An 18,644-nucleotide genomic window follows, 5' to 3' on the forward strand; every position below is an offset into this window, starting at 1 on the left:
GTCCGCCCCGCGGTCACCGGTCCTCCACGAGGCGCACGAAGTCGCGTTCGTTGCGCTCGGCGCGCCGGACGAACCAGCGGGCGAGCAGGACCAGCGGGACGTACAGGCCGAAGCCGAGCACCGCCCATTCCAGGCGGCGGGAGTGCGCGGTCGCCGCGAAGAGCAGCGGCAGGGGGCCGACGAGCAGGACGAGGACCGCGCACACGGCGAGCGCGGCGCGCAGTTGCGAGCGCATCAGGGAGCGGACGTAGGTGTGGCCGAGCGTGGTCTGCTCGTCGATCTCGGTGCGCGGGCGGTAGTAGCCGGAGGTGCGGCGGACGCGGCGGGGCGGTCCGGTGACGACGACTCGGCGTTCGGCCGGGTCCTGGGGCATGGGTGCTCCCCTGGTTCGTGGTGCGGGTACGTGGCGCGGGGTCCGGCGGTCACGGCTGTCCGGTCGTCCGGCGCATCAGCAGGTCCCGCAGTTCGCGGGCGTGGCGCCTGCTGACCTGGAGTTCCTCGGCGCCGACCAGGACGCTCACCGTGCCGGCGTCCAGCCGCAGCTCGCCGATGTGGCGCAGGGCGACCAGGTGGCGGCGGTGGATGCGGACGAAGCCGCGGGAGCGCCAGCGCTCCTCCAGGGTGGACAGCGGGATCCGGACGAGGTGGCTGCCCCGGTCGGTGTGCAGGCGGGCGTAGTCGCCCTGGGCCTCGACGTGCGTGATGTCGTCGACGGCGACGAAGCGGGTGACGCCGCCCAGCTCGACGGGGATGTGGTCGGGGTCGGGCTCGTGCACGGGGATGCGCGGGGCGGTGGCGCGCGGCTCGGGGGCGTGCAGCTCGACGACGCGGCGGACCGCCTCGGCGAGCCGTTCCCGGCGGACCGGCTTGAGGACGTAGTCGACGGCCTTGAGGTCGAAGGCCTGCACGGCGAAGTCCTCGTGGGCGGTGACGAACACGACGAGCGGCGGCTGGGCGAAGCCGGTCAGCAGCCGGGCGAGGTCGAGGCCGTCGAGGCCGGGCATCTGGATGTCGAGGAAGACGACGTCGATCGCCTCGGGTCCGTCCGGTCCGGACTCCAGCGCGCGGTTGATGCGGCGCAGCGCCTCGGTCGCGTCGCCGGCGCCCTCCGCGCTGCCGACGCGGGGGTCCGCGTGCAGCAGGTAGAGCAGCTCCTCCAGCGAGGGGCGTTCGTCGTCGACGGCGAGGGCGCGCAGCATGAACGTGGAGTGTAGGTGGAATTCGCACGGGTGGACACGTGCGAGTCGCGGTCGTCACCCGGCGTGCGGCGGTCCCTCCCGCCGGGCCCGCGGCGCGCGGACCGGCTGTCCTACAGTGCCCGCATGAACAGCAGGCCCGCACCGTTCGACGAGCTCGACCGGAAGATCATCACCGCGCTGATGGCGAACGCCAGGACGTCCTTCGCCGAGATCGGCGCGGCCGTCGGGCTGTCGTCGACGGCGGTCAAGCGCCGGGTGGACCGGCTGCGGGAGACGGGCGTGATCACCGGGTTCACGGCCACGGTGAAGCCGTCGGCGCTGGGCTGGCGCACCGAGGCGTACGTCGAGGTGTACTGCGAGGGCGCGGCCCCGCCACGGCGGCTGGCGGAGGTGGTGCGCAACCATCCGGAGATCGCCGCGGCGATGACGGTGACCGGCGGCGCGGACGCCCTGCTGCACGTGCGGGCCCGGGACGTGGAGCACTTCGAGGAGGTGCTGGAGCGGATCCGCGCGGAGCCGTTCATCCGGAAGACGATCAGCGTGATGGTGCTGTCGCACCTCCTGCCGGACAGTCCGGAGGCGGGAGCGAGCCAGCCCGCCCCGGAGGACGCAGCAGACCTGCGCTGAGCCGGCGCACGACGCAGGATTCCTGCGCCGACACGCAGCCTTCGTCGCTTGTCGGCCGTCCGGATCGCTTCCTACCGTGGTGTCATCCCTCAGTCACGCACCGTCAGGAAGCGGAGGAACCCCTCTGTGCCCGACTCCCGTGTGCCGCGCCGGCGGCGCTTCCTCGTCTGCGAACCCAGACACTTTGCCGTGCAGTACGCGATCAACCCCTGGATGCACCCCGGCGAACCCGTCGACGTCATCCGGGCCCTGGACCAGTGGCAGGCGCTGGTCGACACCTACCGCGCCCACGGCCATACCGTGGACACCGTGAAACCGGTGCCCGGGCTGCCCGACATGGTCTTCGCCGCCAACGCGGCGGTGGTCGTGGCGGGCCGCGTCTTCGGCTCCCTCTTCCACGCGCCCGAGCGCCGTCCCGAGTCCGTGCCGTACGAGGCGTGGTTCAAGGCGCAGGGCTTCGAGGTCCACCACCCGGAGGCGGTGTGCGAGGGCGAGGGCGACCTGGTCCCGGCCGGCCGCTGGATCCTGGCCGGGACGGGGTTCCGCACCACCGTCGAGGCCCACCGCGAGGTGCAGGAGTTCTTCGGCGTCCCGGTGATCGGCCTGACGCTGGTGGACCCGTACTTCTACCACCTGGACACGGCGCTGTTCGTCCTCGACGACGGGGCGGACGGCGGCGCGGGGAACGTCGCGTACTACCCGGAGGCGTTCTCGCCGGGCAGTCGCGAGGTGCTCGCGCGGCTGTACCCGGACGCGGTGCTCGCCACCCGCGAGGACGCGGCGGCGTTCGGTCTGAACTCCGTGTGCGACGGCCGCCACGTCTTCATCTCGCCGCGGGCGACCGCCCTGGCCGGCCGGCTCGCCGACCGCGGCTACGTCCCCGTCCCCGTCGACCTGTCCGAGTTCCACAAGGCCGGCGGCGGCATCAAGTGCTGCACCCAGGAGATCCGGGAGACCCGCTCATGACCGCACCCGCCCGCACCCGTGGTTCCGAGGAACTGATCCGCGCGGAGGAACCGGTCCTCGCGCACAACTACCACCCGCTGCCCGTGGTGGTGGCCCGCGCCGAGGGCGCCTGGGTGGAGGACGTGGAGGGCCGCCGCTACCTCGACATGCTGGCCGGCTACTCGGCCCTCAACTTCGGCCACCGCCATCCCGCGCTGATCGAGGCGGCCCACCGGCAGCTGGACCGGCTCACCCTCACCTCGCGGGCCTTCCACAACGACCGGCTGGCCTCCTTCGCCGAGCGGCTGGCCGCGCTGACCGGCATGGACATGGTCCTGCCGATGAACACCGGCGCGGAGGCGGTGGAGAGCGGCATCAAGGTGGCCCGCAAGTGGGCGTACGACGTCAAGGGCGTCCCGGCCGACCGGGCGACCATCGTGGTCGCGGCGGACAACTTCCACGGCCGTACGACGACCATCGTCGGCTTCTCCACCGACGAGACGGCGCGCTCGGGGTTCGGCCCGTTCACCCCGGGCTTCCGGATCGTGCCGTACAACGACCTGGCGGCGCTGGAGGAGGCCGTCGACGAGACCACGGCGGCCGTGCTCATCGAGCCGATCCAGGGCGAGGCGGGGGTCAACATCCCGGACGACGGCTACCTGGCCGGCGTGCGGGAGCTGACCGACCGGGCGGGCTGCCTGTTCGTCGCGGACGAGATCCAGTCGGGGCTCGGCCGTACGGGCCACACGCTCGCGGTCCAGCACGAGTCGGTCGTCCCGGACGTGGTGCTGCTCGGCAAGGCGCTGGGCGGGGGCATCGTCCCGGTGTCCGCGGTCGTCGCCCGCCGCGAGGTCCTCTCGGTGCTGCACCCGGGCGAGCACGGCTCCACGTTCGGCGGCAACCCGCTGGCCGCCGCGGTCGGCACGGCGGTGGTCGAACTGCTGGAGACCGGCGAGTTCCAGCGCCGGGCGGCCGAGCTGGGCGTGCTGCTGCGCGAGGGCCTGGAGCGGCTGGTCGGCCGGGGTGTCGTCGGCTTCCGCTCGCGGGGGCTGTGGGCGGGCGTCGACGTCGACCCGGCCCTCGGCACGGGGCGCGGGATCAGCGAGCGCCTGATGCGCGAGGGCATCCTCGTCAAGGACACCCACGGCTCGACGATCCGCATCGCCCCGCCGCTGACCGTCACCGCGGAGGAGCTCCAGGGGGCGCTCGGGACGCTGGAGAAGGTGCTGGCGCAAGGAGCGTGACCGGCCCCGCGGGACCCGGCCGGGGCGGCCTGCGCGGGCCGCCCCGGCCGGGCCGTGTCCGGACGCCCCGACCCGCCCGGACCAGCCCGGCCCCTTTCGGCCCGCCCTCTCGCGGCCGGAAGGGCGAAGATTGAGGCAGGTGGTGGTAGACCACTCTCAGCGACAGAGAGGTCGACCGTGGGCACACACGAGGAGCGAGACGTCGCCCGGCAGCGGTTCGACGTGGCCGACGCCGTGCCCCTGTTGCTCGACGCGCGGGGTGTGGTGACGGGCTGGACCGGGGACGCCCGGCGGCTGCTGGCGTACCCGGCCGCGGAGGCGGTGGGCAGGAAGCTGGGCGACCTGCTGACCGACGAGGACGCGGCACGGGTGCCGGACCTGGTCGAGCGGTGCCGCCGGGACGGCGGATGGGCGGGTCTGCTGACGGCCCGGCGCCGGGACGGCCGGCCGGTCCGGGTCATGACGCGGATCACCCCGGCCGAGGAGCCGGGCGGCCACGCGCGGTGGCTGGTGCTGATGTCGGAGCTGGGCGACGCCCCCGGCTGGGACATGAGCCGCACCATGCTGCAGCAGATGGTCGCCGGTTCGCCGATCGGCATCGCGATCGTCGACACCGACCTGCGCTTCGTGTGGTCGAACGCCGCCCTGGAGGAGTTCGGCGGCGGACCGGCGCAGCGGCGGCTGGGGATGCGCCTGGCGGACATCCAGCCCGGCCTGGACGCCGCGGCCATCGAGGCGCAGATGCGGCACGTGCTGGAGACGGGCGAGACGGTGTTCGGCTACGAGCACGTGGGCCGGACGAGGGCGGCGCCGCTGCGGGAGACCGCGCACATGATGACGTTCACCCGGCTGGAGGACGACCACGGCCGGCCCACGGGCGTGTACTACACCGTCGTCGACATCACCGAGCGGCACCGCGCCCGGCAGCGGCTGGCCCTGCTCGACCGGGCCGGCGCGCACATCGGCCGCAGCCTGGACATCATGCGCACCGCGCAGGAGCTGGCCGAGGCGGCCGTGCCGGGGCTCGCCGACTTCGTCGCCGTGGACCTGCTGGAGACGGTCCTGCGCGGCGGGGAACTCCCGCCGGGGCCGCTCGCCGGCACGGCCCCGGTCGCGCTGCGCCGGGCCGGTCAGCGGTCGTCGCCGGAGACCCTCCCGCGGTCCACCGTCAGGATCGGCGAGACCGCCGCCTACCCGGCCGAGGCGCCGCCGGTCCGCTGCCTGGTCACGGGCACGTCCTGGCTGGAGGAGCGGGTCGACCCGCTGGCCCCGGAGTGGGCCACGGCGACACCGGACGGCCGGGCGGCGACCTTCCTGGAGCTCGGCCTGCACAGCGTGATGATCGTGCCGGTCCGGGCCCGCGGCACCACCCTGGGCGTCACCACGTTCTTCCGCCGCCGCCGCCAGGAGCCCTTCGACCGGGAGGACCTGAGCCTGGCCGAGGACCTCGTGTCGCGCGCGGCCGTCTGCGTGGACAACGCCCGCCGCTACACCCGCGAACGCGACGCCGCGCTCGTCCTGCAGCGCAGTCTGCTCCCGCACCGGCTGCCCGAGCAGGACGCGGTGGAGGTGGCCGCCTGCTACCGGCCGGCCGACGAGCTGACCGGCCTGGGCGGCGACTGGTACGACCTCATCCCGCTGTCCGGGGCGCGCGTCGCGCTCGTCGTGGGCGAGGTGCCCGGGCACGGCATCGGCGCCGCCGCGGCGATGGGCCGGCTGCGGACCGCCGTGCGCACCCTCGCCGCGCTGGACCTGCCGCCGCAGGAGGTGCTCGCCCACCTCGACGACCTGGTGGCCCGGCCGTCCGGGGAGGACGGACCGCAGGCGGGCGCGGGCGTCACCTGTGCCCAGGCCGTGGGCTCGACCTGCCTGTACGTCGTCTACGACCCCGTCGAGGGACGGTGCACGATGGCCGCCGCGGACCATCCCGCGCCCGCCGTGGTCGGCCCCGACGGCACGGTGACGTTCGTGGAGCTCCCGCAGGGGCCCGCACTGGGGGTGGGCGGGCCGCCCTTCGAGGCGGTGGAGCTGACCCTGGTGGAGGGCAGCACGCTGGCCCTGCACACCGACGGACTGCTGGCCTCAGGGCGGAGCGGGGCCGTCCCGCCGGACCGGGAGCGGCTGCGCCGGGCGCTGGAGGCGGCGGCCTCCCCGCTCGACCTGCGCTGCCGGGCCGTGGTCGACGCGCTCGCCCCGGACCGCCCGTCGGACGACGTGGCCCTGCTGATGGCGCACACCCGGCGTCTCGGCGCGGACCGGGTCGCCGCCTGGGACCTGCCCGCCGAGCCGGCCGTCGTCGCCGAGGCCCGCAGGGCGGCCGCCCGGCAGCTGGAGCGGTGGGAGCTGGAGGAGCTGACCTGCACCACCGAGCTGGTGGTCAGCGAGCTCGTCACCAACGCCGTCCGGTACGCCTCCGGTCCCGTCCGGCTCCGCCTCATCCGGGGACGCACGCTGGTCTGCGAGGTCTTCGACGGCAGCGCCACCGCGCCCCACCTGCGCCACCCCCGGACGACGGACGAGGGCGGGCGCGGGCTGCTGCTGGTCTCCCAGCTCACCCAGCGGTGGGGCACCCGGTTCACCACCGACGGCAAGATCATCTGGGCTGAGCAGTCGCTGTCCGGGCCCGGGGAGCGGCAGTGAGGCGGCGGTCATGACGGATCCGGCGATCGACTACGCGGCGGTGTTCCGCCGCCTGCCCGGCATGCTGGCGCTGCTCACGCCGGAGCTGGTGTACGCGGACGTGAACGACGAGTTCGCCGAGGGCGCCGGGCGCACCCGGGAGGAGCTGATCGGCCGGTACGTGTTCGACGTCTTCCCGGCCAACCCGAACGACACGGAGGCGTCCGGCGCGCGCAACCTGAAGGCCTCGCTGGACCGGGTCCTCGCCACCGGCGAGCGCGACGCGATGGCCCTGCAGCGCTACGACGTGGAGGTCCCGGGGCGGCCCGGGGAGTGGGAGGAGCGGTACTGGAGCCCGGTGAACACGCCGCTGCCGGGTCCCGACGGCACGGTCCGGCTGATCGTGCACCGGATGGAGGAGGTCACCGACCTGGTCCGGGCGCGCGGCCGTCCCGACGGGGACCGGACCCGGGTGCTGGAGGCGGAGCTGTACGCCCACGCCCGCGAGCTGCAGGAGCTCAACGAGCGGCTGCGCCAGGCGCACGCCCGGGAACGCGCGGTGGCGCTGGCCCTCCAGGAGGCGATGCTGCCGGCGCCCCGGCAGGTCGGCCGCCACTCGGCCGCCGTGCGCTACCGGCCCGCCGCGGGCGCGCTGAACGTGTGCGGCGACTGGTACGACCTGGTCGACCTGGTGGGCGGCGACCGCGTCGGCGTCTCCGTGGGGGACGTGGTCGGGCACGGGCTGGCGGCCGCCTGCGTGATGGGCCAGCTGCGCAGCGCGCTCAGCGCCGCCTCCCGCGTCGCCGCGGGGCCGGCCCAGGCCCTGAACGTGCTGGGGCGCTACGCCCACGTCGTCGACGGGGCGGAGTCGGCGACCGCCGTCACGACCTTCATCGACTGCGACGGCCACACCGTCACGTACAGCAGCGCCGGGCACCCCCCGCCGCTGCTGGTCCATCCCGACGGCCGGGTGGAGTTCCTCGACCGGGCCACCGATCCGCCGCTGGACGCCCACCCCGACCCCCGGCCCCGGCCGCAGGCCGCCACCACGTACGCCGACGGGGCGATCCTGGTGCTGTACACCGACGGCCTGGTCGAGCGGCGCCGCGAGGACATCGACGCCGGGCTGGCCCGCCTGGCCGCCTCGGTGCGCCGCCACCGGGACGAGGACCCGGAGACCCTGGCCGACAGCGTCCTGGCGGACCTGCTGCCGCCCGGCGACGCCACCGACGACACGGCGCTGATCGTCGTACGGCTGTGAGGGGGTACGGCGCCGTCAGGACCCGTCGAGCCGCCCGATCCGCGCCACGTTCTCCCGGTCCTCGGCGTCCTGGCTGGGCTCGCCGGCGAACCAGGCGTCGAGGATCTCCCTGAGCAGCGGCTCCGAGGTCAGCCGCAGGCTGAGCGCGAGCACGTTGGCGTCGTTCCAGCGCCGGGCCCCGTCCGCCGTGTAGGCGTCGGTGCACAGGGCGGCCCGCACCCCGGGCACCTTGTTCGCGGCGATCGAGGCGCCGGTGCCGGTCCAGCAGCACACCACGGCCTGGTCGGCCGTCCCGGCGGCGACCTCGCGGGCCGCCGCCTCCGAGCACACCGCCCACTGCGGGTCGTCCCCGGCGCGCAGGGCGCCGTGCGGCCGCACCTCGTGGCCGCGGGCGCGCAGCTCGGCGACGAGGGAGCGGGCCACGGGTTCGTCCATGTCCGAGGAAACAGAGATCCGCATGGTTCGAGCCTACTCGGCGCCGCCCCGCGGCCGCCCGGACGGCCGGACCGGCCGGGGCCGGCGACCGCCTGACGCCCCGTCACGGCGGGGCGCCGGACCGGTGCCGCGGGGCGAACCGCCCCCGGGCACGGGGGGAAAGGATCGGCCGGGCCGGCTCCGACCCGGTGCCGGGCGACCGCGCTGCTCCTAGACTGGGCCCACGACATGCCGGTCGACCTGCTGGAACGCGGCGACCCCGCCCACCCGCCGGAGTCGAGGAGCGCCTTTGTTCTACCACCTGCTCAAATACGTGCTGCTGGGCCCGCTGCTGCGGCTGGTGTTCCGGCCGCGCATCGAGGGGCTGGAGCACGTACCGGAGTCGGGCCCCGCCATCGTCGCGGGCAACCACCTGTCGTTCTCGGACCACTTCCTGATGCCCGCGGTCCTCAAGCGGCGCATCACCTTCCTGGCGAAGGCCGAGTACTTCACCGGGCCCGGCGTCAAGGGGCGGCTGACGGCCGCCTTCTTCCGCAGCGCCGGGCAGATCCCGGTCGACCGGTCCGGCAAGGAGGCGGGGCAGGCGGCGATCCGCGAGGGGCTCGGCGTGCTGCGCGGGGGCGAGCTGCTCGGCGTCTACCCGGAGGGCACGCGCTCGCACGACGGCCGGCTGTACAAGGGCAAGGTCGGCGTGGCCGTGATGGCGCTCAAGGCGGGCGTGCCGGTCGTGCCCTGCGCGATGATCGGCACGTTCGAGGCCCAGCCGCCGGGCAAGGTCGTCCCCCGCCTCCACCCCGTGGTGATCCGCTTCGGCGAGCCGCTGGACTTCTCCCGCTACGCCGGCATGGAGAACGAGAAGGCCGTGCTGCGCGCCGTCACCGACGAGATCATGTACGCGATCCTGACCCTGTCCGGGCAGGAGTACGTCGACGCGTACGCGGCCGACGTCAAGGCCGCCGAGGCGGCGCGGAAGGCGGAGCGGGAACGCCGGTTCCCGCGCATGCCGCTCAGCTGAGGCCGGCGCCCCCGCGCCGGTCTGCCGGCGGCAGAAACACCGCCGGTCCCCGGCCGGGCGGCCGTAGGGTCCCGGCATGAGACGTGCTGTGGTGATCGGAGCGACGGGACAGATCGGCCGCCCGGTGGTGCGGGCCCTGGCGCGGGACGGCTGGACGGTGACGGCCGCGTCGCGCGGCGGAGGGCGGGACGACGGCTGGCCGCGGGAGGTCCGGGCGGTGCGGCTCGACCGCGAGGACGACGCGGCGCTGGCCGCGGCGGCCGACGGCTGCGACACCGTCGTCGACGTCGTCGCCCACGGGGCCCGCCACGCACGGCAGTTGACGTCCCTGGCCGGCCGCGTCGGCTCGGCCGTGGTGATCTCCACGGTGTCGGTGTACGAGGACGGCCGGGGGCGCGGCTTCGACACGCTGGGCGAACCGGACGGTGTCCCCGAGTTCCCGGTGCCCATCCCGGAGGACCAGCCGACGGTGCCGCCGGGGGACGCCACCTACAGCACCCGCAAGGCGGCCCTGGAGCGGGAACTGCTCGCGGCGGGCGACCGGTTGCCGGTCACGCTGCTGCGGGCGGGCGCGGTCCACGGGCCGTACAGCCCGATCCCGCGCGAGCTGTACTTCGTGAAGCGCAACCTCGACGGGCGGCGCCGGAGGGTGCTCGCCTTCCGCGGCGCGAGCCGGTTCCACCCGGCGGCGGCCCGGAACATCGCCGAGCTGGTCCGGCTGGCGGCGGCCCGCCCCGGCTCGCGGGCGCTGAACGCCTGCGACGACGAGGCGCCGACGGTGGCGGAGATCGGGGCGGCGATCGACGCGGTCATGGGGGCGGAGACCGAGACGGTGACGGTCGACGGGCCGCCCCCGGCCCCTCGGGTGGGCGAGACGCCCTGGTCGGCCCGGCTGCCGGTGGTGTGCGACATGGCGGCGGCCCGGCGCGAGCTGGGCTACCGGCCGGTGGTGTCGTACGCCGGGAGCCTGCCGGAGACCGTCGAGTGGCTCACCGGCCGGCTCGCCGGACGGGACTGGCGGGAGGCGTTCCCGGCCCTCGCCGGGTTCTACCCCGGCCTGTTCGACTACGCGGCGGAGGACGCCTGGTTCGCGGCGTGAGGAAGGGGCGGCCGGAGTCCCGGCCGCCCCTCGCCCGGGTGCCTTACGGCTTCGGCGTGGCGTGCGGGGCGCAGGTCACGTCCGCGCCGTCCAGCTCGCCGCTGAGCAGGTAGCTGTCGACCCGGGTGTTGATGCACGGGTTGACCAGGCCGGTGACGCCGTGCGAGCCCGCGTCCTTCTCGGTGATCAGGCGGGAGCCCTTGAACCGCTGGTGCAGCTCGACGGCGCCGCCATACGGGGTGGCCGCGTCCCGCTCGGCCTGCACGATCAGCACCGGCGGGAGCCCCTTGCCGGTCCTGACGTCCAGCGGCGTCCGCTGCTTGACGGGCCAGGTGGCGCACGGCAGGTTCATCCAGGCGTTGGACCAGGTCATGAACGGGTGGTCCTGGTGCAGCCGGGTGTTGTCGCGGTCCCACTTCTGCCAGCTGGTGGGCCACTTGGCGTCGGCGCACTCGACGGCCGTGTAGACGGCGTTGCCGTTCTCGGCGGAGGCGTTGCCCGCGGTGTCCGTCAGGTCGGGGGCGGCGGCGTCGACGAGCGCCTGGGTGTCGCCGGCGACGTACTTGCTGAAGACGGTCGCGACCGGCACCCACGAGGAGTCGTAGTACGGGGCGCTCTGGAAGAAGGAGATCAGCTCGGCCGGGCCGACGACCCCGCCGATGGGGTTCTTCTTGGCGGTGGCGCGCAGTTCGAGCCACTTGGCCTGGACGGCGTCGCGGGTCGTGCCGAGGTGGAAGACGGCGTCGTTCCGCGCGACCCAGTCCTGCCAGTCCTTCCAGCGGGACTCGAAGGCGACGTCCTGGTCGAGGTTGGCCTCGTACCAGATCTTCTCGCGGGACGGGTTGACGACGCTGTCGACGATCATGCGGCGCACGTGGCCCGGGAAGAGGGTGCCGTAGACGGCGCCGAGGTAGGTGCCGTAGGAGACGCCGAGGAAGTTGAGCTTCTTCTCGCCGAGCGCGGCGCGGATGACGTCGAGGTCGCGCGCGGTGTTCGGGGTGGTCATGTGCGGCAGCATCGCGCCGCTGCGCTCGTGGCAGCCCTCGGCGTACTCGCGGGCCAGCTTGCGCTGGGCGAGCTTGTCGGCCTCGGAGTCGGGCACCGGGTCCGCCTTGGGCGCCTTGACGAACTCCTGCGGGTCCACGCAGGAGATGGGCGCGGACTTGCCGACGCCGCGCGGGTCGAAGCCGACGAAGTCGTACGCCTTGGCCACGTTCGCCCAGACCGGGGCCTTGGTGGTGACCCGGCGCGGGAAGCGCAGGCCGGAGCCGCCCGGGCCGCCCGGGTTGTAGAGGAGGGCGCCCTGGCGCTCCGCCTTGGTGCCGGTGTTGCCGACACGGTCGACGGCCAGCTCGATCTGCTTGCCGTACGGCTTGGCGTAGTCGAGCGGCACGCTGACCCAGCCGCACTGGATCGGCTTCTCCAGCCCCCAGTCGGCGGGGCAGTCCTGCCAGTCGATGCCGGTCTTCGCGGCCCGGGCGGCCGCGATCGCGACACCCCGGGCCTCGCGGTCCTGGCCGTGGCGGGTGTCCGCGGTCGCGCTCGCCGCGGGCGCGGATATCGCGCCCGCCACCAGCGTCGCCGTGACCAGCACACCGGCCGAACCGAGCGCCGCCGCACGCCTCTTCGGTCCTGAAAACCTCAAGTGGGGCCTCCCCCTGCACTGTTGCGATGGGTACCGGGGGATCCTTGCTGCTGCGGGGCACCCGGGAACAGGGGTGGCCGCCCTTCTTTGCCAATCCGATAAACGGACCGGTGTGTTCGCTCGCCGGCGGTCCGGCCGGGTCCGGGCCGGTGCGGCCCCACGGGCTGTCGTTCGGATCAGGTCGCGGGGAATCGGCTGCAGGTCGTCGGCGCCGGTGAGCGGGGCCCGGTGCGTACGGCCGCAAGGCGGAGGAGGGCGGCGGTGCGGAGCATCGGCGACCGACGACAACGCCGCGGACGCGCGTGCCGGGCCCCGCGTCCGCGGCGTGATCCGAACGACAGCCCTCAGTCCAGCGAGGCGAGGGCCTCGTCCAGCAGGCGGCGCAGCCGCAGGGCGTCCGGGGCCACGGCGGTGACCAGCGCGGCGGGCCCGGCGAGCGGCACCACCGCCGCCCCCTCACCCAGCATCCGCGCGGCCACCGGCTCCGCCGCGAACTCCGGCCGCGCGACGACGAGCTGGCCGACGGCGCGGTGCCCCGCGAGGACGGCCGGCCCGTCCCAGCCGCCGGGTGCTCCGGGGCCGCACGCCAGCTCCTGGTCGAGGACGGCCCGGCCGGCGACGCGCACGGTCAGCCTGCTGGTGAGCCGCCCGGGCGGCTCACCGGTCCGCCCCAGCACCTGTTCCTCGCGCAGCACGAGCCGGGCCGTGGCCGCGAGGTCGACGCGGGTCGTGACGGACAGGCAGCTTCCGGCGACGGAGATCAACTGCTCGGGCAGCCAGTGCAGTTCGGCCCCGTCGGCGGCGGCGAGCCGGACGTCGTAGCGGGCCGCGCCGCCGGCCTGGCCGGGCAGGGCGAGGGTGGCGGCGGCCGACCCGACGCGCAGCCGGGCCCCTTGCGCCGCCTCCGCCTCGACGGCGAAGCGGTCCCCGCCGAGCGGGCCGCTCATGGCGCCGACCAGCATCACCCGGGCCTCGGCGCCACTGCCCCGGGTCCGCCGCAGCGCCAGCGGGCCGTCGCTCTCCAGCACGGGCAGGGCCGTGCCGCCCCGGCCGTCGGCACGGGCGAGGATCCGCGCGACGGCCCGTACGCCGGTGGTGGCCGTCACGCGGTCCACGCGGCGAGCCGCCCGCGCACCCAGTCGGCGACGTCCCGCACCCCGGCCTCGCTCCTGAGCGACTGGAGGACGACCGGCAGTCCGGCGCGCTGGGCCCTGGCGTCGGCGGCCATCCGCGCGAGGTCGGAGCCGACGTACGGCGCGAGGTCGGTCTTGTTGACGACGAGCAGGTCGGCGGTGGTGACGCCGGGTCCGCCCTTGCGCGGGACGTCGTCCCCGCCGGCGACGTCGATGACGAAGACCTGCGCGTCCACGAGCCCCTTGGAGAAGGTCGCGGTCAGGTTGTCCCCGCCGGACTCCACCAGGATCAGGTCCAGCGGCCCGACCGTGTCCTCCAGGTCCTCCACCGCCTCCAGGTTGGCGGAGATGTCGTCCCGGATCGCGGTGTGCGGGCAGGCGCCGGTCTCCACGGCGGTGATCCGCTCGGGCGGCAGCACGGCCTCGCGGAGCAGGAACTCCGCGTCCTCGCGGGTGTAGATGTCGTTGGTGACGACGGCCAGCGACAGTTCGTCGCGCAGGGCGCGGCAGAGCGCGGCGACGGTGGCGGTCTTGCCGGAGCCGACCGGTCCGCCGAGCCCGACGCGCAGGGCGCGGCGCCTGCCGTCGGGGCGGTGCGCGTCGGCGCCGACGGCGGCCGGCCCGTCGTGGGTGTGGTCGAGGTGCATGGGGCGGCTCCTACGTTCTCCGTGCGGTCATGAGGCGAACAGCCGGACGGGCCAGGCGGCGTGCGCCTCCGCGCCGATCTCCAGCAGCGGCGCCGAGGCCGCCGGCAGCGCCTCGGGTCCGTCGGCGGCGGCCCGGCGCGCCGCCTCCACCGCCCGGTCCGCGACCCGGTCCATCTCCGGCGCCAGCCGGGCCAGGACCGCGGTCGCCTCGAACGGGTCGAGGCTGAGCAGCCGCACCGTCGCCGTCGCGGGCCCGCTGACACTCTCGTAGACGGCGCAGTACGCCGCGTCGGCGGGTCCCAGCCCGGCCGCCCGGGCCGTGAGGCCCAGCACCACCGGCTGGTGCGCGCCCTTGGGGAACGCCCGTGCCAGCGCGTCGAGTTCCGGGGAGGGCCAGGTGGCGCGGGCGGCCCGCGTCAGCTGCCGTCCCAGCCGGCGCGCGGCGGTGCGCAGGGCCGGGGACGGCGTACGGGCGTCCGCGGCCGCGTCCAGGGCGACCGGGTCGGCGCCGAGCGCGGCCGACGCGGCGAGCGCGGCGGAGACCAGCCCGGCCGTGTGCAGCCGGCCCCGGCAGAAGGCGGCGAGGCTCTCCGCGCCGGTGACGCGGCCGGCCTTGACAGCCGCCTCGGCCCCGCCGGAGTGCGCGTGGCCTCCGGCGGGGAAGCGGCCGTCGGCCAGGACGAGAAGGGCGGCCCGTGACATCGCGGCGCCCTCAGAAGAGGAAGTAGCGCTGGGCCATGGGCAGTTCGGCCGCCGCCGTCGCCTCGACCAGTTCGCCGTCGATGTGCACGGCGAAGCTGTCGGGGTCGACCCGCACCTCGGGGCGCGCGTCGTTCTCCCGCATGTCGGCCTTGGTGACGGCGCGCGTCGACTCGATCGCCACGAACCGCTTGCCGAGCCCCAGCCGGTCCGGCAGACCGTCCTCCAGGGCGAGCGGCGCCACGAAGTTGAACGAGTTGGCCGCGGGTGCCCGGCCGATCGCCCCGAACATGGGGCGCGGCAGGACGGGCTGCGGGGTCGGGATGGAGGCGTTGGCGTCGCCCATCTGCGCGTAGGCGATCTGGCCGCCCTTGAGGACGAGCTGCGGCTTGACGCCGAAGAAGGCCGGTTCCCACAGCACCAGGTCGGCCAGCTTGCCGCTCTCGACGGAGCCGATCTCGCGGGCGAGGCCCTGCGCGAGGGCCGGGTTGATCGTGTACTTGGCGACGTAGCGGCGGACCCGGTGGTTGTCCGCGCGGCCGTCGCCGGGCAGGGCGCCGCGGCGCCGCTTCATCACGTGGGCGGTCTGCCAGGTCCGCAGGACGACCTCGCCGACCCGGCCCATGGCCTGGGAGTCGGAGGAGATGATCGAGATGGCGCCCAGGTCGTGCAGGACGTCCTCCGCCCCGATGGTGGAGGGCCGGATCCGGGACTCGGCGAAGGCGAGGTCCTCGGGCACCGCCGGGTTCAGGTGGTGGCAGACCATCAGCATGTCGAGGTGTTCCTCGGCGGTGTTGACGGTGAAGGGCCGGGTCGGGTTCGTCGAGCTCGGCAGCACGTGCGGCTCGGACACCACGGTCATGATGTCCGGCGCGTGCCCGCCGCCGGCCCCCTCGGTGTGGTACGCGTGGATGCCGCGCCCGGCGATCGCGGCGAGCGTGTCGCCCACGAAACCGGCCTCGTTGAGGGTGTCCGTGTGGATGGCGACCTGGATGCCCGTCCGGTCGGCGACCGTCAGCGCGGCGTCGATCACGGCCGGGGTCGAACCCCAGTCCTCGTGCAGCTTCAGGCCGAGCGCGCCGCTGCGGATCTGCGACAGCATCGCCTCGTGGGAGACGGTGTTGCCCTTGCCGAGCAGGCCGATGTTGAGCGGGTGGGCCTCCATCGCCTCCAGCATCCGCGCCAGGTGCCAGGGGCCGGGGGTGACGGTGGTGGCCTTGGAGCCCTCGGCGGGGCCGGTGCCGCCGCCGACGAGGGTGGTGATGCCCGAGGCCAGCGCCTCGTCGGCGATCTGCGGGCAGATGAAGTGGACGTGGGCGTCGATGGCGCCGGCCGTCAGGATCCGCCCGTTGCCGGCGATGATCTCGGTCTCCGGGCCGATGACCAGCTCCGGGTGGACGCCGTCCATGGTGTCGGGGTTGCCGGCCTTGCCGATGCCGGTGATCCGGCCGTCGCGGATGCCGACGTCGGCCTTGACGATCCCCCAGTGGTCGATGATCACCGCGCCGGTGACGACGGTGTCGGGGGTGCCGTCCGCGCGCGTGGCGCGCGCCTGGCCCATGGACTCGCGGATGACCTTGCCGCCGCCGAACACGGCCTCGTCGCCGGCGCGCCCGGGCCCGCCGGAGCGGTCCTCCTCGATCTCGACGAGCAGGTCGGTGTCGGCGAGCCGGATGCGGTCGCCGGTCGTCGGGCCGAACAGGTCGGCGTACGCGGCACGCGAGATCTCAGGCATCCAGGGCACCTCCGGTCTCGCCGCGCAGTCCCGGCACGATCCGGGCGCCGGCCAGCGGGACGAGTTCGACGTCGACGGGGATCCCGGGTTCGAAGCGCACGGCGGTGCCGGCGGCGACGTTCAGCCGCTTGCCGCGCGCGGCGGCGCGGTCGAACTCCAGTCCGGGGTTGGCCTCGGCGAAGTGGTAGTGGGAGCCGACCTGCACGGGCCGGTCGGCGGCGTTGAGCACGGTCAGCCGGGTGACCTCGCGGCCCTCGTTACAGGCGATCGGGTCGTCGGCGAAGAGGATCTCTCCGGGGATCACGGCGGCCTCCTGCCCCGTCAGACGATCGGGTCGTGGACGGTGACGAGCTTGGTGCCGTCCGGGAAGGTGGCCTCCACCTGCACGTCGTGGATCATCTCCGGGACGCCCTCCATGACGTCGTCCCGGGTGAGCAGCCCGCGCCCGGAGGCCATGAGCTCGGCGACGCCACGGCCGTCCCGCGCGCCTTCGAGGATGTGCGAGGTGATGAGGGCGACCGCCTCGGGGTGGTTCAGCTTCACACCGCGGGCCCGGCGCTTCTCGGCGACGTCGGCCGCCACGTGGATCAGCAGCCTCTCTTGCTCGTGCGGGGTCAGTTGCACGTCCCACCTCACAGTCCTCGCTCCGGACCGTGCGGGGCCCGGTTGCCGCGGCCACGGGGCAAAGTGCCTGGTGGCGTGGAGCGGCAGGCTAGTTGGGCCGCGTTTCGGGAACGTTAACCGAAGGGCCGGCCGCGGGGCGGCGGGCAGCCGGCGCGTCAGGGGCGGGTCAGGAGGGCGCGGCCCCCCGGTGCTCGGCCGTGATGCCGAACCGCCGGTGTTCGCGCGGGGCGGACGCGGCCTCGCGGACGGCGGACACCGCGCTGATCGCCGGCTCCTCCGCGCCGTCCCGGAGTTCTTCGAGTCGCCGCAGGTCGTCGGCGGAGACGAGGGCGACGAGGGGCTTGCCGTGCCGGGTCACGACCACGCGCTCGCCGCCGTACACCACCTGGTTGATCAGGTCGGCGAGCTCAGCCCTGGCTTGCGTCACCGGAATCTCGTAGGCCATGACCCCATCCTACCGTTCTGTACGTCCTGTACATTTTTTACAGAGACTGGTCCGCCGCACACGGCACCGCGCCGCGAGGAGGGGTCCGCCATGATCCGCCCGCCCACCCGTCACGCCCTGCCGGAGTCCACCGAAGGCGCCGCCGCCGGACACCGGGCGGCGGATCCGTACGCGAAGCCGCCGCAGGAGCGCGTCGTCCTCCTCGGGACGCGGCCCGGCGGGACCGCGGCGCACGACGCGACGGCCCGTTTCCCCGACCTCGCGCACGCGGACCCCGGCCGGGACGTCTCGCCGTACGTCACCTCCCCCGGCGGCTCGTTCCACGCGATGGCGGCCGTGTACGACACGGTCCGGTCCGTGGGCTGCGGCGCGGAGCCGGTCCGCCCGGGCCGGGGAGGCGCGACGGCCGCGGCGCCGCCGGCGGCGGGCACGCCGGGCAAGCGGCCGGTCCCGCCGGGCGCAGGCGTGGTGCTCCGTCAGCCCGGCCCGGCCGACCGGGCCGGGGAGGCGCGCCGCGTGCGGGCGTGCCCGCAGGAGATGCCCGCGCGGCACACGGACCGCGCCCGGGAGCGGGGGACCGCGGACACCGGGCGGGAGAAGGCCCTCGACGCCCGGGAGGCGGCGGCCCGCGGGCCGGCCGCCCGGGTCGTCCCCGACCGCGCGGGCGCGCGTCCCGCGCCCGGCGGGAGGTGAGCCGCCGGTGCAGCCGGACCAGCCGCCGATGCCCGCGCTGACGAGCGCCGAGGCCGAGTTGATCGACCGTTACCTCGACGTCGTGGACCTGCTCGGGCGCATCAACCCGGCCGTGCCGGGCGACACCTACCGCGGGCTGCGCGCGGCGCAGGCCCTCGTCGGCAAGGCGACCGCCCTGCGCGACGCCCTCACCCTGATGCACCGGCGCGGCGAGACCGAGGTGCACGCCGCGACACTGGCCCGGGCGCTGCGGGTCCTGGACGGCGAACGGCGCACCGCGCGGGTCACCGTGCCTCCGGAGACCGGCGCCTGACGCTCCCCCACCGGCCGGGGCGCCGCCTCGACGGCCGGACATCCCGCGCCACGCCGAACCGGCCGAACGACGTACCCCCTTCCGAGGTATTTACAGCTACTGCTTTCGACCCTCTGAGCTTGCGCAACATGCCTGGCCGCCAGGCGGAATGGGACATTCCGCCGCTGGTCCGGGGCTCCTCGGGTGCCGGGACGGTGACCCGAACGCAGGGGTGTCCACCCGAACGGGTGAGTGGTGAGTAACAACACAAATCCCTGGTTCCGTTG

The 18,644-nt window shown here is 75.0% G+C and carries 20 protein-coding genes; 9 read left to right on the forward strand and 11 right to left on the reverse strand.

Annotated elements, in window-relative coordinates; translation table 11 throughout:
* Positions 1 to 13 precede the first annotated feature (13 nt).
* Both ACIF8T_RS11920 and ACIF8T_RS11925 read right to left on the reverse strand, forming a co-directional pair.
* Complete coding sequence (locus tag ACIF8T_RS11920) at positions 14 to 373, reverse strand: hypothetical protein (RefSeq protein WP_400033803.1); 360 nt, start codon at positions 371 to 373, stop codon at positions 14 to 16.
* 49 nt (positions 374 to 422) lie between these two features.
* Positions 423 to 1,199 (reverse strand): LytR/AlgR family response regulator transcription factor, encoded by a 777-nt coding sequence (locus ACIF8T_RS11925; RefSeq protein WP_400033805.1) that lies wholly within the window; start codon positions 1,197 to 1,199, stop codon positions 423 to 425.
* Between the two features lie 123 nt (positions 1,200 to 1,322).
* Here ACIF8T_RS11925 and ACIF8T_RS11930 point away from each other — a divergent pair, with 123 nt between their 5' ends.
* The 5 genes from ACIF8T_RS11930 (at position 1,323) to ACIF8T_RS11950 (ending at position 7,895) form a co-directional block, all read left to right on the forward strand.
* Positions 1,323 to 1,826, forward strand: coding sequence for an Lrp/AsnC family transcriptional regulator (locus tag ACIF8T_RS11930; protein WP_400033807.1), 504 nt, complete (start codon positions 1,323 to 1,325; stop codon positions 1,824 to 1,826).
* 84 nt (positions 1,827 to 1,910) lie between these two features.
* Complete coding sequence (gene ddaH / locus ACIF8T_RS11935) at positions 1,911 to 2,792, forward strand: dimethylargininase (protein WP_400033941.1); 882 nt, start codon at positions 1,911 to 1,913, stop codon at positions 2,790 to 2,792.
* Complete coding sequence (gene rocD, locus ACIF8T_RS11940; protein ID WP_400033809.1) at positions 2,789 to 4,015, forward strand: ornithine--oxo-acid transaminase; 1,227 nt, start codon at positions 2,789 to 2,791, stop codon at positions 4,013 to 4,015. Before ddaH ends, rocD begins: the two co-directional genes overlap by 4 nt.
* A 177-nt stretch (positions 4,016 to 4,192) precedes the next feature.
* Entirely contained in the window at positions 4,193 to 6,655 is a 2,463-nt protein-coding gene (locus ACIF8T_RS11945) for a SpoIIE family protein phosphatase (protein WP_400033811.1), read from the forward strand.
* A gap of 10 nt (positions 6,656 to 6,665) precedes the next feature.
* Positions 6,666 to 7,895, forward strand: coding sequence for a PP2C family protein-serine/threonine phosphatase (locus ACIF8T_RS11950; RefSeq protein WP_400033813.1), 1,230 nt, complete (start codon positions 6,666 to 6,668; stop codon positions 7,893 to 7,895).
* A 15-nt stretch (positions 7,896 to 7,910) separates the two neighbouring features.
* Here the strand turns inward: ACIF8T_RS11950 and ACIF8T_RS11955 are convergent, their stop codons facing one another.
* On the reverse strand, positions 7,911 to 8,354 hold the full coding sequence (locus ACIF8T_RS11955; RefSeq protein WP_400033815.1) for an RpiB/LacA/LacB family sugar-phosphate isomerase: 444 nt from the start codon (positions 8,352 to 8,354) through the stop codon (positions 7,911 to 7,913).
* A gap of 265 nt (positions 8,355 to 8,619) precedes the next feature.
* On the opposite strand from ACIF8T_RS11955, the gene ACIF8T_RS11960 reads away from it, so the two are divergent.
* Both ACIF8T_RS11960 and ACIF8T_RS11965 read left to right on the forward strand, forming a co-directional pair.
* The gene (locus ACIF8T_RS11960; RefSeq protein ID WP_400033817.1) at positions 8,620 to 9,345 is read left to right on the forward strand and encodes a lysophospholipid acyltransferase family protein; all 726 of its coding nucleotides are present in this window, start codon (positions 8,620 to 8,622) and stop codon (positions 9,343 to 9,345) included.
* A gap of 76 nt (positions 9,346 to 9,421) precedes the next feature.
* Entirely contained in the window at positions 9,422 to 10,444 is a 1,023-nt protein-coding gene (locus tag ACIF8T_RS11965; protein ID WP_400033819.1) for an NAD-dependent epimerase/dehydratase family protein, read from the forward strand.
* Between the two features lie 43 nt (positions 10,445 to 10,487).
* Here the strand turns inward: ACIF8T_RS11965 and ACIF8T_RS11970 are convergent, their stop codons facing one another.
* The 8 genes from ACIF8T_RS11970 to ACIF8T_RS12005 all read right to left on the reverse strand — a co-directional run bounded on the left by ACIF8T_RS11970 (position 10,488) and on the right by ACIF8T_RS12005 (position 17,372).
* Positions 10,488 to 12,089, reverse strand: coding sequence for an alpha/beta hydrolase (locus ACIF8T_RS11970; RefSeq protein WP_400033821.1), 1,602 nt, complete (start codon positions 12,087 to 12,089; stop codon positions 10,488 to 10,490).
* Between the two features lie 344 nt (positions 12,090 to 12,433).
* On the reverse strand, positions 12,434 to 13,204 hold the full coding sequence (locus ACIF8T_RS11975; RefSeq protein WP_400033823.1) for an urease accessory protein UreD: 771 nt from the start codon (positions 13,202 to 13,204) through the stop codon (positions 12,434 to 12,436).
* Positions 13,192 to 13,869: an urease accessory protein UreG gene (ureG, locus tag ACIF8T_RS11980; protein WP_400033825.1), complete on the reverse strand. Its 678-nt coding sequence runs from the start codon at positions 13,867 to 13,869 to the stop codon at positions 13,192 to 13,194. The genes ACIF8T_RS11975 and ureG overlap by 13 nt, the downstream gene beginning before the upstream one ends.
* A gap of 27 nt (positions 13,870 to 13,896) precedes the next feature.
* Positions 13,897 to 14,571 carry an urease accessory protein UreF gene (locus ACIF8T_RS11985; protein ID WP_400033827.1) on the reverse strand — a complete coding sequence of 225 codons (675 nt, stop codon included), beginning with the start codon at positions 14,569 to 14,571 and terminating at the stop codon, positions 13,897 to 13,899.
* Between the two features lie 10 nt (positions 14,572 to 14,581).
* Positions 14,582 to 16,303 carry an urease subunit alpha gene (locus ACIF8T_RS11990; protein ID WP_400033829.1) on the reverse strand — a complete coding sequence of 574 codons (1,722 nt, stop codon included), beginning with the start codon at positions 16,301 to 16,303 and terminating at the stop codon, positions 14,582 to 14,584.
* Positions 16,296 to 16,607, reverse strand: a complete 312-nt coding sequence (locus ACIF8T_RS11995; RefSeq protein ID WP_400033831.1) for an urease subunit beta — start codon at positions 16,605 to 16,607, stop codon at positions 16,296 to 16,298. Before ACIF8T_RS11995 ends, ACIF8T_RS11990 begins: the two co-directional genes overlap by 8 nt.
* Before the next feature lie 17 nt (positions 16,608 to 16,624).
* Positions 16,625 to 16,927, reverse strand: coding sequence for an urease subunit gamma (locus ACIF8T_RS12000; protein WP_400033833.1), 303 nt, complete (start codon positions 16,925 to 16,927; stop codon positions 16,625 to 16,627).
* A 166-nt stretch (positions 16,928 to 17,093) separates the two neighbouring features.
* Positions 17,094 to 17,372, reverse strand: coding sequence for a type II toxin-antitoxin system Phd/YefM family antitoxin (locus ACIF8T_RS12005; RefSeq protein WP_400033835.1), 279 nt, complete (start codon positions 17,370 to 17,372; stop codon positions 17,094 to 17,096).
* A 90-nt stretch (positions 17,373 to 17,462) separates the two neighbouring features.
* Here ACIF8T_RS12005 and ACIF8T_RS12010 point away from each other — a divergent pair, with 90 nt between their 5' ends.
* Both ACIF8T_RS12010 and ACIF8T_RS12015 read left to right on the forward strand, forming a co-directional pair.
* On the forward strand, positions 17,463 to 18,065 hold the full coding sequence (locus ACIF8T_RS12010) for an ATP-dependent Clp protease proteolytic subunit (protein WP_400033837.1): 603 nt from the start codon (positions 17,463 to 17,465) through the stop codon (positions 18,063 to 18,065).
* 28 nt (positions 18,066 to 18,093) lie between these two features.
* On the forward strand, positions 18,094 to 18,378 hold the full coding sequence (locus tag ACIF8T_RS12015; protein WP_400033943.1) for a hypothetical protein: 285 nt from the start codon (positions 18,094 to 18,096) through the stop codon (positions 18,376 to 18,378).
* Positions 18,379 to 18,644 lie beyond the last annotated feature (266 nt).

It is taken from the genome of Streptomyces sp. NPDC085946 (assembly GCF_044540485.1).
Lineage (GTDB): Bacteria > Actinomycetota > Actinomycetes > Streptomycetales > Streptomycetaceae > Streptomyces.